Annotated in this window: 13 protein-coding genes; 1 reads left to right on the forward strand and 12 read right to left on the reverse strand. The window is 63.8% G+C overall.

What is annotated here, in order from left to right; genetic code table 11:
- Positions 1–127: 127 nt before the first annotated feature.
- The 12 genes from cysC to ACZ7FF_RS41355 form a co-directional block, all read right to left on the reverse strand.
- Positions 128–688, reverse strand: a complete 561-nt coding sequence (cysC, locus tag ACZ7FF_RS41300) for an adenylyl-sulfate kinase (RefSeq protein ID WP_470819450.1) — start codon at positions 686–688, stop codon at positions 128–130.
- Positions 689–717: 29 nt separating this feature from the next.
- Positions 718–2,715, reverse strand: a complete 1,998-nt coding sequence (locus tag ACZ7FF_RS41305; RefSeq protein ID WP_470819452.1) for a S53 family peptidase — start codon at positions 2,713–2,715, stop codon at positions 718–720.
- Positions 2,708–4,459, reverse strand: coding sequence for an ABC transporter ATP-binding protein (locus tag ACZ7FF_RS41310; RefSeq protein ID WP_470819515.1), 1,752 nt, complete (start codon positions 4,457–4,459; stop codon positions 2,708–2,710). The genes ACZ7FF_RS41305 and ACZ7FF_RS41310 overlap by 8 nt, the downstream gene beginning before the upstream one ends.
- Positions 4,460–4,497: 38 nt before the next feature.
- Positions 4,498–5,811, reverse strand: coding sequence for an NB-ARC domain-containing protein (locus tag ACZ7FF_RS41315; RefSeq protein WP_470819454.1), 1,314 nt, complete (start codon positions 5,809–5,811; stop codon positions 4,498–4,500).
- An 83-nt stretch (positions 5,812–5,894) separates the two neighbouring features.
- A complete protein-coding gene (locus tag ACZ7FF_RS41320) occupies positions 5,895–6,869 on the reverse strand; it encodes a hypothetical protein (RefSeq protein ID WP_470819455.1) in 975 nt (324 codons plus the stop codon).
- A gap of 83 nt (positions 6,870–6,952) precedes the next feature.
- Positions 6,953–8,170: a cupin domain-containing protein gene (locus ACZ7FF_RS41325; protein WP_470819457.1), complete on the reverse strand. Its 1,218-nt coding sequence runs from the start codon at positions 8,168–8,170 to the stop codon at positions 6,953–6,955.
- A 234-nt stretch (positions 8,171–8,404) separates the two neighbouring features.
- On the reverse strand, positions 8,405–8,551 hold the full coding sequence (locus tag ACZ7FF_RS41330; protein ID WP_470819458.1) for a hypothetical protein: 147 nt from the start codon (positions 8,549–8,551) through the stop codon (positions 8,405–8,407).
- A 250-nt stretch (positions 8,552–8,801) separates the two neighbouring features.
- Positions 8,802–9,311 (reverse strand): F0F1 ATP synthase subunit B, encoded by a 510-nt coding sequence (locus ACZ7FF_RS41335; protein ID WP_470819459.1) that lies wholly within the window; start codon positions 9,309–9,311, stop codon positions 8,802–8,804.
- A gap of 534 nt (positions 9,312–9,845) precedes the next feature.
- A complete protein-coding gene (locus ACZ7FF_RS41340) occupies positions 9,846–11,087 on the reverse strand; it encodes an amidohydrolase family protein (RefSeq protein ID WP_470819461.1) in 1,242 nt (413 codons plus the stop codon).
- Between the two features lie 14 nt (positions 11,088–11,101).
- Positions 11,102–12,259, reverse strand: a complete 1,158-nt coding sequence (locus ACZ7FF_RS41345) for an MAB_1171c family putative transporter (protein WP_470819463.1) — start codon at positions 12,257–12,259, stop codon at positions 11,102–11,104.
- A complete protein-coding gene (locus ACZ7FF_RS41350) occupies positions 12,256–12,771 on the reverse strand; it encodes a hypothetical protein (protein WP_470819465.1) in 516 nt (171 codons plus the stop codon). The genes ACZ7FF_RS41345 and ACZ7FF_RS41350 overlap by 4 nt, the downstream gene beginning before the upstream one ends.
- A 310-nt stretch (positions 12,772–13,081) precedes the next feature.
- Positions 13,082–13,549: a helix-turn-helix domain-containing protein gene (locus ACZ7FF_RS41355; RefSeq protein WP_470819467.1), complete on the reverse strand. Its 468-nt coding sequence runs from the start codon at positions 13,547–13,549 to the stop codon at positions 13,082–13,084.
- A 312-nt stretch (positions 13,550–13,861) separates the two neighbouring features.
- On the opposite strand from ACZ7FF_RS41355, the gene ACZ7FF_RS41360 reads away from it, so the two are divergent.
- A complete protein-coding gene (locus tag ACZ7FF_RS41360) occupies positions 13,862–15,301 on the forward strand; it encodes a hypothetical protein (RefSeq protein ID WP_470819469.1) in 1,440 nt (479 codons plus the stop codon).
- Positions 15,302–15,518: the final 217 nt, after the last annotated feature.

The raw sequence follows: 15,518 nt of genomic DNA on the forward strand, positions 1-15,518 counted from the left end.
TCCTTGCCACCGGAGAACAGGATCACCGGGTTCTCGAACTCGCCCGCCACCTCGCGGAAGATGTGCACCGCCTCGGACTCCAGCGCGTCCAGGTGAACCGCTGACACCTTTACCGGCATGCATACGGTCACTCGACCAGCCGCCTTCGCTTGAGCAGGTCAGTCAACATCGCCGTCGACTCGTCGACCGACTGGCCGTGGCCCTGAATGATCAGGTCAGGGGCTTCCGGTGCCTCGTACGGGTCGTCGACGCCGGTGAGCCCGGTCAGCTCGCCGGTGGCTTGCTTGGCGTACAGCCCCTTCACGTCGCGCACGCTGCACACCTCGACTGGGGTCGCCACGTGTACTTCCAGGAAGGGGGTGCCGCTTTGGCGGTGCCGCTCGCGTACGCTCTGCCGGCTGTCCTGGAAAGGTGCGATGACCGGCATCAGTACCAGGACGCCGTTGCGAGCGAGTACCTCGGCGACCATGCCTACGCGCCGAACGTGGGCGTCTCGGTCGGCACGCCCGAAACCGAGCCCTTCGGAGAGGGTCGCACGCATGACGTCTCCGTCCAGCACCTCCACGCGTCGACCGAGGGACTTCAATTGGAGTGCCAGTTCGTTGGCGATGGTCGTTTTACCTGCGCTGGGGAGTCCAGTGAGCAGGACCGTCGCTCCCGGCCAACACGTACAGAATTTGGACGTCATTGCGTTCATCCCCCTTCTCGGCGTCGAAATTATCGATACGAATCAAGGTAGTAAGGGCCCGGTGACCCGACTCCGGTCGTGTCGTCGAAACCGGTGAGGGCCTGCAGCTTGGCTGCTCCTTCACCGTCTCGTCCCGTCGTCACGACGTAGGTGGTCGTCGGCCCGCTTCCGTTACGTTGGTTCACATATCTCTTCACCGCCCAGGCCACCGGTTGATCAGCTCCCAGCGGGGCATCGGTCACGTCGTGATAGGCGGAAGTCCCGTAACGGCGATAGATCGCGGGATTGGCGAATCCAAGGGGCTTTCCGCTGGCCTGCTGAGCCAGTGCCTGAATCCCTGCGAAGAGCGGACATGAGAGGCTGGTTCCGCCCGAGCGGCTTTCGGCGTACTTCACGGTCTTGCCGTCCGGCATGGTGACGGTCTCTCCGACGAGCATTCCGGTGACCGGATCAGCATCAAGGGCGACGTCCGGGACGACACGCATGGACCGGGAGCTTTCTGTGCCGTCGGGCAGGTGACGGCTGAGCGTGGAAGGGACCACCGATTGCTGGTACCAGGGTTGCGGATAGAGAACGCTCGTTCCGCCGCCTGTTCCTCCCGACCAGTTCTGTGGGTAACTGCCGGGGAGCGACGCCGACCTGGATGTGTCCCCGTTCTTCAAGGGCAGTCTGTACTGTCCCCAACTGGTCTCGTATGCGTAGGTGTTGTCTGCGTTGAGCATGAGGGAGGTACCGCCGACTGCGGTGATCAGAGGATCTGAGGCCGGGTAGTCGACCTGGAGGCGTTGGGAACCACTGCTCCGCCCGGCGGAGGAAGAGGGGTCGTCGTAGCCGGCGTCCCCTGAGGAGAAGTAGAAGCCGATGCCTTCGGCCACGCCTTGCTCGAAGATGCGGTGGGACACGAGCTGGTCCTGCACGGCATAGCTGTCAGTCGGTTGGCCCCAGGAGGCGCTGACGATGTCGCTCAGGTGTAGATCCACGATCTGCAGCAGAGCGTCGTTGAATGACGCAGGGGAGCAGTCACGTGCTCCGAGGTAGACGATGCCGGCGTCCGGAGCCATGGCGTGAACTGCTTCCACGTCCTTGGTTTCTTCGCCATACCAAGTCCGAGGACCGCAGGTTTTTACTTGGCTCCATTCCGAGCTGAGTATCTCGCGGTATTGTTGGGCTCGGAGCGGTTCTTGATGCAGTTTCGAGTATTGGCTGAGATCCGATTTCATTGTCGGTGAAGCGTATGCACCGACCACCGCCACCGTGACTCCCTTACCGGTCAGGCGCGAGGTTCCCGCTCCATAGGCCGTCCGCAACTGTTGGGGTGCGTAGCCGCACGGAGCCCAAGGCAGTTGGTGACCGTTTTGACCGATGATTTTGGAGTCGAGCTTTGTCTCGGGGGAGTTACAAGGCTTGGGCCACCAATTCTCTTTCGGAGGCGTCATCAGGGAGGGGTCTGGCGAGGTGTCGTCCACCTGGTCGAGGCCTGTGATGGTCAGGACCGATTTTTCGAGCGATGCAGGAATCCTGGGCTGTTCCACGGGGGCGAATCCGCGCATCATGCCGCCGGCATAGGAGTGAAAGGACACCGAGAAGGCCTTCTCGGCAGCGCTCACGGGTCCGCTGGCCGTCACATAGTGATCGGTCTGGTTCGTGATCTTCATTCCTGCTGACGTGAGCCACGACGTGACGGCGGACGTCTGTGCGGCGGTTGGGCCGAAGCGCTGCTCGAAGGCTGCCGGTGACAGAAAGTGCCGGTAGAGCGGATCCTCGGGGCTTGAGACCGATCGCTCGTACTGATCCAGCTCGCTCTGCTGACGACCCGAAAGCCAGATCCGGGCCTGCACCGACTGATTCTTCGGGGCTGGCCCGTGGTCGTTCCGGTGTGCTGCCCAGGCGGCTCGCGCGAAGGGCACCGGCTGGCTTCCCGTTCCAACGTCGGCCAGACCGCCTGGCCCCAGCACCAAGGACGCGGCGACAACCGGCAGGGCTATGGCGCCGGCCAGCCGAGCGGACCTCCACCACTTCTCACGCACGCTCATTCATCCCTTCGGCCATAGCCTCATGGCCGCGTCCGAACATCGCGGTGTAAATTCCCCCGCGAGTCACGAGGTCCTCGTGTTTGCCACGCTCGCTGATCTTTCCTCGATCCAGAACGATGATCTCGTCCGCGTTCTGAGTGGTGGACAGGCGGTGAGCGATCGTGATGACGGTCCGTCCGGCAGCGAGGGTGTCGAGCGCTTGCTGCACGGATCGCTCGGTCTGGGTGTCGAGGGCACTGGTCGCCTCGTCCAGGATCAGCACTCTGGGATTACGAAGCAGGGTGCGTGCGATCGCAATACGTTGTCGCTCGCCACCCGACATCCGCATGCCACGCTCTCCGACCATGGTGTCGTAGCCCTTTGGCAGCCCGACGATCAAGTCGTGGATCTGAGCCGCCCTGGCCGCCTCGATCAGTTCGGTGTCCGTGGCCTCCGGCTTGGCAAAGCGGAGGTTTTCCGCAACGGAGGCGTGAAACAGGTACGTGTCCTGGGCTACGATTCCGATGTTTGTGGCCAAGGTGTCGAGACTGAGGCTCCGGATGTCAACGCCGTCCAGCAGTACGCGGCCGGCGGAAACGTCATACAGTCTCGCGGCCAGGTATCCGATGGTCGTCTTGCCGGCGCCGGTCTCTCCGACTATGGCAAGGCTGTTGCCCGCCTCGACGGTGAAGTTGAGGCCGCTGAGTGCCAACTCGCCTCCGGCGTAGCCGAAGTCGACGCCCTCAAAAACCATGGTGCCGCGCACCTCGTCCAGGTGCACAGGCTGAACTGGATCAACGATCGTGGCCGGCAGGTCCAAGTATTCAAAGATGCGCTCGAACAAGGCGAGCGACCCCTGCAGGCTGACCCCGATGCCCAGCAGCGACAGCGCCGGGTTGAACAGTCCCTGTTGAAGTGAAACGAAGGCGATGAGGGTGCCGAGGGAGATCGCGGCATGCCCGCGGGCAGCTGTCATGCCGCTGGACCAGTAGATGAACACGGGCATCATCGCCATGATGGTCTGGATGATCGACTGCCGCCAGCGTCCGGCCATGTTGGACTCAACCTGCAGATCGCTGAGGGTCTTGGACTCCACGGCAAATGCTTCGGTCAGTTCCTTTGACCGCCCCATAGTCCGCGCCAACAGCACGCCACTGACGGACAGCTGCTCCTCCAACATGGACGACATCAGAGACATCTGCTGCTGACGCCGGCGCGTGTAGGCCCTGCGCAGCTCCCCTACCCGTCGGCTGATGAGCACGAAGAGTGGCAGAACCGACAGGGAGAGGAGTGCAAGGCGCCAGTCCATGACCAAAAGGGCGATGAGGCTGGCGACTACTGTGGTGACACTGGAAACCAGCGAACTTGCTGTGCTTGTCACCGTCGCCTGCATGGACCCAATGTCATTGGCGATCCGCGACTGTACCTCGCCGGTGCGCGTGCGAGTGAAGAACTCCAGCGGTAGTTCCTGCAGGTGGGAATAGACCGCTGTGCGGAGGTCATGCATAACCCGCTGCCCCACGAACGTGGAGATAAATGACTCAAGCACCGATATGGCACTCCCAGTAATGGAGGCGAGTGCCATACCGAGCGACAACGCGGAGAGCAGACCTACACGCCCCTGGGGCAGGGCTACATCAAAGAGCTCCCGCACCATGAGGGGCACCGTAAGAGCGATGAGAGAGGCGCTGCCTATGAGCAGAGTAATGACGAGCAGCCGTCCACGGTAAGGGCGAAACAAGCCCAGGATTCGCCGCAACGGGACCTTGTGAGGACTCTGCCCTGCGCCCGCGTCTATCACCGCGCGATACTCCGTCCTGCATCTCCGAGTTTCTCTTGGGCAAATTGCCAGATAAGTCGGTTGAATTCATAGCGCCCAGGGCTCCGCATCTCGACCAGGCTCGCTTCAACCAGCCAGTCCAGCGCTTCGGCGAGAATCTCGTCATCAATCTCGGCGCGCGTTCGGGATCTGACTATCTCCGCTGCCTCAGCAAAGGTGACATTTCGGCGCGGCGCACCCCCGAGCGCGGCGAAGACTCGGGCGGCCTGCGCGGGAAGTGCCTCATAGGACGCAGACAAAATCCCACGCATGCTGGACCGCGGGTCGCCGGGTGTCTCGAAAATGCTGAGCAAGCTCCGCGTCCCGACCAGTCGTGCCGCTACTTCTCCTATTGAGCTGTGTGGCTGGCTTCGGACACGCTCTGCCAGTACTCGCACAGTCAGAGGAAGGTGGTCACTCAGATCGAGCAGCGAAGCCGTCACCTCGGGCTCTCGTTCGATCCTTTCCTCTCCCACCACAGCCGCGAAGAGTTCGTACGATTCCGAGGCGCTTAAAGAACTCACGTGGAAGCTGCGTACTCCGTCACGCACCAGGAGCCCTGTCATCGCATTCCTGCTGGTCACCAGAACCAGGCTCTCCGATGCTCCGGCGAGGAAAGGGCGAACGTGGTCCGGCGTTGCGGCGTTGTCAAGGATGATCAGCGCCCGCCTCTTCGCCAGAGTCGTCCTGTAGAGGGCAGAGCAATCCTCATAGGCCAGCGGTACCGCGTGGTCTGGCACACCCAAAGAGCAAAGGACACGCCGCAGCTCTGGTTGCTGATAGGGCTCGTGCAGCCCCGGCTCTACGTAGACGACTCCGTCCGGGAACTGAGTTGCTACGCGGTGAGCCCACGTCAGAGCCAGGGCTGTCTTTCCGACCCCGGGAGCCCCGGTGAGAAGAGCTGCACTCGAGTTTCGGCGTTTGAGCAACTCGTCCAGTCCGCGGATGTTGTCGGCGCGGCCTACGAAGGTTGCCGGCGCGGCTGGTATGTATCTGGCTTGCTGCTGCACGGCATCGCGTTCTGTACGATCAGTTCCGAGTCTATCCGTGGGACTGCTGTGTTCTGCATCCGAGCGGACGTAGACGGCTCTGATCAGGTCGTTGGACTCCGCTTCGCTCAACCGCATCGCCGCTGCAATACTCTCCAGCGAATGACGGTACGGGCGAAGCGTGAACCCCCGTTCAATGTCCCGAATGGCTCGCACACTGAGTCCTGACACGTCGGCCAGAACTTCCTGCGTCATGCCCGTTGCCGTTCGGAACGATTTTATCTTTTCTCCAACGTTCCCCACGAGACCGAATTTACATGGACGTGACCTTTGACTTGGCGATGTCTTGGCAAAGTTAGGGGCGGGAACTGGTCAAGACTGAGGTATTAAGGGTTGGCGACTGAACTGTCGCTCAGTTTCCTCAACTTACCCTCAAGCTCGGAGGCGAGGTCCTCAATGCGCTTTTCAACGGCACTGTCCATCGTTCTCGCCGGGATCTCCGTTTGGAACGGCTTTTTCCTGCTCGGGTCCTTCGAGTAATACTGCCCGACCTGGGTGGCTTTTTCCATTTCGGCATCGGTCAGTGCCGCACCGAAGTGCCGCGTAACTTCCCGGAGCGACGCGCCGAGGTCAGCCCGAATGCGGTCATAGGGCAGGACGAAGGCGCCCCTCTCCCCCAGTTCAACGCCCTTTGCCGCGGTCGTCAGCCAGGCAGCAAGGCTTACCGCTTGCGGGGTCGGCAGATCCGTGAGGCCGGCTTCCAACATCAGTCTCCGCCCTGGGGCGAACATGTCGTGGTTCACACGGCCCTTGCCGTTGGCCCAGAGTGGAGGCGCCGCAATCTCCGACGCCATCACCTCGAGGCAGGGCCGCCAGAGAAACACTTGCGCTGCCTGGGGGAAGCTCTTCGCCCAGAGCGGCTCTGCGAGAATGTTCCAGCTCGCGAACTTCCAGACCTGGTGCTTCTGTTCGGAGGCTGTCGGCGGCAGGCAACTGCGCTGCAAGGCTCGTACCAACTGCTCGCTGTCGGTGTCGGCCACGTCCCCAGACAGGGCTTTGGCTGCCGTCGCAGACAGAAAGGGGGACTCCTTCAGGACCATGAATTGGGGCAGTGCCGACAGAGCATTGGCAATCAACGTCGACCCGCAACGCCCGGTGTGGAAGATCATCCCTTTCACAGGCAGCGACGGTTGGTCACGCAGAAGGTCGCAAATGTCCTTCCATTCACCGGCCATCGCAAGCGGACGTGGACGTTCGCGCAGTCTGCGTTCGATGGTGTCGATCATGAACGGCTCCGTGAACTGCTCCCCCGACATGTCGAGGCACCCCACGGTTGAACTGTTCGTGTCGAAGTCGTACATGACCATCGAGCGCCTGTTGAGAGGTGGCATGCGACCTTCCGGCAGATGTTGTGGGAGCCCGTTCACTATCCTGTCGCTGCTCTTTAGAAGGTGAGGAGTCCCTCACGAAGGAACGTCTGGGCCAGTAGCAGGCGCCCGGGGAGATCGAGGCGCCCGGGGATCTCGGAGGGACGGAAGCTTGTCCGTGCCTCGGCTGCGAGCCATTCAACCTGCTCCGCCACCTGTGCGGGCAGCTCGATCACCTTGTTATGGAAGTGCACCTTCACGGTGGATCCGGCTACCGCTACGTGGCAGAGAACATCCGGCCGCCGGCGCAGCACCGACTCAGGAGTCAGCCCCCTCATGCTTTCCAGGTCCCTGAGGTGCCCCGAGAGGTTCGGTGCGTTCACCGACATCGCCTGGGCGGCCGCACTGTCGATGATCCGCTTGGGCGACAGCTTCTCCTGCAGGTCGGCCAACAGGCCGCTCAAGGTCTCCGCGGCAGTGCGTTGCAGATCTGCATTGCGAGCGAAGCCGGCAGGGAGCGCGCGGCGGTACCGCACATCCTCGTCGAACAGCTCGACCATGGCACTCTGGAGTACGGAGGCCCAGTGAGCCTGGTGCGCACCGATGGTGAGGTGGATCGATGCCTCGTCGTTCGACGAGGCCGCGTGGACGACGCCGCGAGGCAGGTAGAGGAAGTCACCAGTCCGCATGGTGATTTCCTGTTCCGGCGTCTCATCCCCTTCAAACTTCTTCCCGAACTTGGGACGGTCGGCCAGGGGCAGCTCGTAGGGTGCTCCGTACAGGCGCCACTGCTTGGAGCCGTGAACCTGGGCGATGAGGACGTCGTGGGTGTCATAGTGCGGCTTGAAGCCCCGTGCCTTGCCCGCAGGGGTCAGGTACACGTTCACCTGGAAGCCGGCACTGACCTCGGCGCCCAGCGCCTGGACCAGATGCTGCAGGGGCTCCCACCGGTCATCGAGTGAGTTGAGGACGACAGTCGAGCCCTGGCGATAATGGTCGTAAATGGCCTCCAGGGTGTTTGTGCGTCCCAGGGGGCCACGCTTCGCGATCTCGGTTATCGGGGTCTCGTTACCGTCGACGACCACGCGAATCGTGTCGAAACTCGGTCCCGCCAGTGTGAGCAACCGGTCTACGTCGTCGAGGGTGAGCAAGTCCGCGTAGTAAGCGGGTTCCTGACGTTCGATGTGAAGCGGCTTCTGTTCCCAGTACTCATTGAGGAACCGCTTGACCTCTACCGGGTGGATCAAGCGCTCCATGTCGAAGACGGTGTCCAGCGAATCGCGCTCGTGAGCCACGAGATCTTGCCCTTCTAACGCCTAAAACGGTTGTTATTTACCGGTGCCCCGCACAGTAAGGCCGAGGTATGCGCGAGGCCGATCGCCTGATAATCAATGGACCATTATTCAGGCGATCGACCTCGGAAGCCGGCCTGCGCACGCCCTTTCAGGATGAGAAATTCAGCCCGATTTGGACATTCTTAGCAGGCCTTTCCGTATGCCATACGGCTACTTCAGTCGCCGACCGCCGACTTACCAGTCGCGGTCGTCCTTGTGGTCCTCGTTCCAGCTGGCCAGGGCGAAGTCCTTGTCACCCTTGTTGGCGTCGTTCGGCGTGACAACGCCGGCCGGGTACGAGATGTTGATGCTTGCCGCGTCGAGCGAGTACTCGTCAGCCATTTTTAGCTCCTTATCGGTGCCACTGGTCACAAGGTCTTCGTGACCACTCCCAAGAGCATCTTTCGAACGGCTGGAAAGCACCAGGCAGTACGACCGGCGGAGTTTGTGGCGCAGACCGGCACAGTTGACCGGCAGAGTACCGGCGGCCCCCAACAGTCGTGGGCGACTGAACGCAAAAAGGCCCAGACGAAAGTCTGGGCCATGTGAGACTGCGACGTTCCACCACCTGTACAGGCGATGGACGAATTAACTATGCCTTTGCCGGAGCGTCAGCGTCCAGCTCGGCGAAGAACGCATCGGTGATTTCCCGCGCCCGACGTTCGTCCGCGATCGGCTCGCCGAGGATTCGTTCGGCCAGATCCGTGGCCAACTTGAAGACATCCTCACGCAGTGCCGCCTCGGCGACGATACGATCGGCTTCCAGCTGGGTCGTGGCCGCAGCCACGAGCTCCTCGCGCTGTCGCTGGCCCTCGGCACGAACCTCCTGGATCAGGAGACTGCCTTCCTCGGCCGCGGCCTGCCGGATACGGGCAGCCTCGTGGCGTGCCTCGGAAAGCTCCGCCTGATACTCAGCATGAATCTGTCGTGCCTGCGCGTAGACGGCTTCAGAGCGCTCGATGGTGCCCTCGATGGCATCTTGCCGGGCCTCAAGGACCTTGGTAATACGCGGTACCAAGAACCTTGCGAATGCGAAAAAAACCACTGGGAAACAGATAACCGCAGTGATGAGGTCGTTTACCTTTGGATCCAAGGGTCCCATAGGAAGATCTTAACAGCGGCCCACGGCGGCGGCCAAGCGCGCCTGTTATTCACCATCGCCTTACCGTCACATCTTTCGCCTAAAATGCCATCTTTCCGACCGTGTCCCCGATGAAATCAAGCCACCTGGGTGGCCGGGGGGCAGAGGTGCCGGTCCGTCATGGAGCAGTGCCCAACCGAGCGCGCGCCTGTTGGCGGCCCGGGCCAGCGATGACCCCGCGATGCTCACAGCCCTCGCTCGGCTCGACTTTCGGCCTGTTCCCGGATGATCCCGCTCCGTGCTGACAGGGAAAATATGCGGCGCAGACGGCAGCTACAGCGCTCGAGACAGTACCGGTTGCCGGTACGCGGCGGAATCCCGCGGAGCCGGCGGCAGCTCAGCCGCCGACGCTAGGTGACCGTCGTCGATTCAGGCCGACTAACCGCCAGCGGCCGCCTTCCTCGAGCTTGTGGGCAAAGCCGCCTGGCTTCGCTCACTCCAAGCGCCACGTTCGGCAATCGGCTCCGCGGGGGGCCGCCGCCTCATCCACGGGAATCAGCCTTCAGCGGACGCGGGCTGCGGCTGGGCCCATGACAGAGCTGCGGACTCCGGGATATGGAAGCGACCGCCTGCCAGCACGAGTCGCACGGCCCGCAGGGCATCCAGGCTGGCCAGAGGGTCACCGTCGACGACCAGGATGTCAGCTCGGCACCCCGCGGCGAGGCGGCCGGTCTGTTCGCTCACCCTGAGAGCGGAAGCGGCGTTGACGGTGGCCATGTCGAGGATGCGGTGCCGTGGAACACCCAAGTGCTCCAGGAACTCAAGGCTGGAGATGAGTCCGCCGAAGAAGGCTCGTGGAATGCCGGCATCTGTCCCCGCCACGAGCCGGACCCCGCTCTCGGCCATCCGGCGTGTGGGGGCGAACAGCTCAGCGGCCTTTTCGGGGCCGACCCGGTCGGCGAAGGCCCGCCAGTTCGGGTGGTTGGCAAGGCAGACGTGAATCTCTTTGGCGATGATCTGCGCGAGGAGGTCCTCCCGCAAGTCGGACGTGCCGTCCTCGGTCATCCAGCTGCAGTGCTCGATCGTGTCGACTCCTGCGGTGATCGCGGCAGCGATGCCCTGTACACCGTGCGCGTGGGCTGCCACCGGCAGACCGAGCTGATGCGCTTCCTCCACCGCGGCGGAGAGTTCTTCGGTGGTGAACTGGGGCTGCCAGATCGAAGGGCCGCCGCGGGTCAGACCTCCGCCTGTCGCCATGACTTTGATGACGTCCGCGCCGTCCTCGGCGTTCTGGCGCACCTTCTGGCGTATCTCTTTCTCGCCCTCAACCTCGCCGCCGAGGAACCAGCAGTGGCCCTTGGGAGGTGTCAGCGGCGCGGTGGCGGCCAGAATCCGCGGCCCGGCAATGGCGCCTTCGCTGATGGCATCCCGGAGCCGGACGGACAGGCCTCCCCGGTCGCCCAGGTCACGGGTGGTGGTGATGCCGGCGTCGAGCAGCTGCCGGGCGCGGCCGGCCATGGCCAAGAGCAGCGTCGCATCGTCGCTGTCGGTGAGCGTGGCGACCGGGTCCGGTCCTGCGTCGAATGCCAGGTGGACATGGCAGTCGATCAGTCCGGGCAGCACGGTGGCATCGGGAAACGCCATCACCTGGCAGCCCGGCTCTGCGTGAGCGAGCACGTCGTTACGTGCCCCGGCTGCAACGATGGTGTCACCGGAGACGAGGACCGCGCCGTCGTCGATGTGGGTGCTGCTGGGACCGAGCAGGATGCGTCCTGCGGTGATGAGTAGCTGGTTCACGACGTCTCGCTTTCTCATGTGGTGTGTTTGGCCCTGCCGAGGACGCCTCGTCGTCTCACCGCGTCCGACAGTTGGGCGAGTTGCAGCACGTCGTCTTCCAGGCTTTGCGTCAGCGGCATCGCGACGGCTTGGGCGGGCGCCGCTTGGGGCTGTTCGCTGCGTAGTGCTGTGTAGAGCTGGTCGGCCAGGTCGTCGGCCCATCTCTGCTGGCCCTCCCCCGGCCCTGCGGGGGGTGTTAGGAGGGGGCTGATCCGTACCAGGCCGTCACGGCACTCGATCACTCTGCGGTAGTAGCGGCGGTGCACGCCGAGCGGGAGCAGGAGGTCGCGCCACGGTGTGGCCGGCATCCGGTAGAGGGCGTGCTCGGGGTACGCGTCGTTGAGCATCTGCCACAGCGGTCCCAATCGGCGGTACATGCGGCGGTGCTGACGGCGTATCCGCACTGCTGCGATCCGAGTTGCGGCTCCCGGATAGCTGACTCCGATGAGGAACAGTGGCACCGCCAGCGCGATGATCACGCTTGAGGCAAAGGTGACGGCGTGGGGCACGGTGCCCCCCTGCCAGAGGACCACGGTCAGCACGGTGCGGATCGTGCACGAGGCAGCCATGGCGCCGATAGCCACTGCCGCCAGCCATAGGCCGGTTGCCAGCGGTCGCTGTGAGGCCCGGGCGTAGGCGCAGGTCCATCGCAGGGCCATGGCCAGGGCGTAGACGAGGTACACATCCGCGATGAGGTAGAAGCTCACCAGAGCCGGATCGTGCAGGTTGGATTCCCCGAAGTTCGCGCCGTGATCATGAACCCCTGTCGCGGCGGTCGCCGTGACGAGGCCGATCGCGGCAAGAGTCAGGAAGAGTGCCTCGCGGCGTGCGCGTCTGTTGCCCTCGGTCGTGTCGGGGGCGGCCGAATACAGGTAAAAGCACATCAGCCAGTAGGCCATGCTGAGCACGAGCAGGTTCTGCACCAGCCGAGGGGCTTCCGGGCCGCCCACGGAAACGATCCAGTTGGCAAATGGCGGTCTGGCCAGTACGAAGGAGCAGGCGGCACTGATCAGGCACAGCGTGACCGCGCGCAGGGCCGTGTCTCGGGGAGCCTTGATCAGCTGAAATATCTTCCATCCCAGCGCCGCGGCGAACGCCAGGCTCAGGCCCACCATGATGACGGAGACGATCACAGCCATCCCTGCCTGTCGCCCAGCGCCGTCTGGACTCGCCCGACCGACGCGTCGGTGGGTGGTGCTGGTGCGACCCGGTCCAAGACCGAGGCCCACTCCAGGATGATGGTGGCGACGAGTTCCGCCTCTCGCTCGTGCTCCTGGTCGTAGGACGTGCGACGCAGTGCCCGGCGGATCGCTTCAGGCGCGATATCGGGCATCATCAGGCCCAACAGCTCCTCGTCGCCGTCGTCACTGTCATGGTCGGCCAGGATGTGGCCCACCTCGTGCAAGATGATGTGATCCTGGTGGGCTTTCGTCGTCTCACGCTGGTAGACGATGAAGTCGCTGGCGCCTGTGGCAATCCAGACCCCGAAGGGGCCCGGCACGGGCAGGGAGTAGGGCACCAGATGGATCGGCCGGCCGCGGCGCTCGCCCAATGCGTGGCACAGGGCCTCCACCTTCAGAGGCGGTTGAACGTCCAGGGCTTGGAGCTCCCGTTTGCAGCGGCGACGAAGCTGTCGCTCCTTCAACCATTCCCCCTAGATCAAGGCCGAACTTCATGTAGGTGACGACGGCTCATGCCTTAGGGGACATCCGTGCTGGTTGGCCGCCACAGGCCGGATCGCACCGGGCCTGGGCACTGCGCGGCACGACTCGTTCAGAAACCGTCTGCGACGGAACATTAGCGAAGGGCTGACAAGGGGTTGGCAAAGTCCGCCGGCGCGGGAGCCCGGGGCGCAAAGCTGCGGCTATGCGCATCCGCCCGCGAAGGTGTGCGGCCCGGACATGGCGGTGGGTGCGCCTCTGCGTGGTCGTGTTGCGGGTGCGCGGATGTGACGGTCAGGCATCGCCGTTCTGTGCGCCCGCCTCTTCTCCCAGGCCTTCCAGCTTCCGCAGCTGACTCACGACTCCGGCCAGGGTCTGACGGCTCGAGTCGGAAAGGCCATGTGCCCGAAGAGCAATGTTGCGCACGTCGCTCTCCTTGAGCGCTTGCAGCAGGGCGAGTTGCTCATCGATACGCCGTGCCTGCTCGTTGTCGAGGAAGTAGGCAGGGCTGACACCGAAGTAGCCGGCCAGAGCCTCGAGGTGCTTCATGGTCGGATTCGTCTTCCGGCCGGTTCGCAGCTGCCAGATGTAGGTGCCGCTGATCGCCCGTTCCCCCGCGGCGATGTTGATGGCCGTGGCGACGTCCTCATGGGACGGTGCCTTCTGACCCTTCGGCGCCGCAGTTTCGAACAGGTGATCGAGCTTCTGCGCAAGAGTGCGGCTCACCTCACCCCCAGCATCGTGCTCGGTCGTGCTGCTCATCCCCCGACTCCTTGCTAGTTCATGGACGCCCGGACCCGAGTGTACTGAACAACCCTCAACTACCGGCATACCGCGACGAGTTTGCTGGTCATGAAGTCGATCTCATGTCTATTATCCACCTGAGTCATGAACTGACGTTAATGGGGGAGCGATGGCATGGCAACAGACGCCCGTCCCACGGGACACAGCCGAAAACGGAAATGCCCACACCCCGCTCACCCCGACTGACCAGCGGAGATCGGCAGGCGACTCCCCTGCCGCCGCGGGCCAGCCACAGCACCAGACACACCCCCACTCAGTAGGTGCAGCGCAGTGAGCACACACGTACCCGACGATCCGACAGCTCTCGATCACACGCTGGAGGTTTCTCTCGGCCGGCGCGCCCCCTTCACCCAGGTTGGCGACTGGGTTCTGCTCTCCGGTGCAGACTCCGACGCCCGAACCCTGTACTGGGCGCTGTCCGCCCACCTCAACGCTTCGCGGGACGACAACGAGGTCTGGCCGGGCCTGCTCACACTCGCCCGCATCCTGGGACTGAAGAAGCCCGAAAACGTCTCCAAGTACATGCTGCAGCTGGAAGTGATCGGTGCCGTCGAGGTCATCCGCTCCACCACAGGCCTGGTGCGTCGCAACCGCTACATCGTCCACCAGACCCCACCCGTCGGCTACTGCGGACCGCGGTCCATGGCCGACTGGTACGCCCTTAACCGCGCCACTCCCGACGAGACCCCCGAAGAGCGCGAGGCCCGCGAGGCCGCCTTCGACTCCTGGCTCACGGCCACACGCCAGAGTCTCAAGGAACACTGCCAGCAGACCGCCCACGCCCGAGCGCTGGCGAGGCGAAGCCGCTCGCCTCTGCCGCCGGCCGCGTCCTTCCTCGGCCTGAACTCCCGTACCCCCGCAGCAGGTGGTACGGGCCCGGCTGGAGTTTCCGTCAAATCAGCAGGCCAGACCGTACCCCTTGCTGTGGGGGTACGTACCCCCACCACAAAGGCCTTCGCACCCCCGCAGCAAGGGGTTGAAGTAGACCAAGAAGAACAACACCAAGAAACCGCGCCTGCGGCGCGAAGCGTCGCCACCGGCCGAAGGCCTGATACAGCAAGTAGTAAGCGCCCCCGCCCCAGCAATGCCACCGAGAGACCGCCCACACTGCCGGCACAGCCACAAGTGCGCCCGCCCCGCCCTGCCGGCCAGCGGATGAGCCGAGCCCAAGCGCAGGCCGTTCAAGCCGTCGAGGCCGGACTTCCCCAGGAACTACGTGCTCTGCTCCCCCAGTGGCGCCCCGCAGCTCTGCGGGACACCATCCTCCGCGAGCACCAACACCGCACTGCCGAAGAACTGATCGCACGAGCCGACCGCCGCTGGTACGCCTGGGGCTTCGCCTCGACCGCCGACATCTCCACCGGCGGAGCAGGCTTCGCCCGTCCCGTCGGCGTCGCGGTACGGCTCATAGCTTCGCACCGGTGTCCCATCGGCAAGTGCGGCCGCGAATGCCCTGACCCACGGTGCGAAGACGGCGTCATCGTCGACAGCGACAAGTCATGCCCCCGGTGCATCGAACACCGCAGCGATCACCGCAACCGGGCAGCCATCCAACCGAATACCCCCGCTCACCGGAGCAAGAGACGGCTGCGGCCTGAATGTGACGAATGCGGCCGGCCCATGGTCGGTGCAGCGCACCCCGACGGCATCTGTCGGGACTGCCGACAGACTAAGGAAGGCACGCCAGGCAGTATCCGACGTGCCGTGTGAAACAGCACATCGGCGGTCGAAGCTACCTCCGACAAGGACGGAGCGACACTCTGGGGGTCGCACTGGGCATCGGAGCTGCGCTACTCATCGGCGGAGTTGCTGCGACGGTTACCGCAGGGAAACGTCGCCACTGAGCGGCACAAGTGCGGTTGCTAGCCTGGCAGGCACACGCCAACCGAGGTGTAACGGGGAGAGGCTTATGTCCGAGTCGGCAGGA

The organism is Streptomyces sp. NPDC037126 (assembly GCF_055605965.1).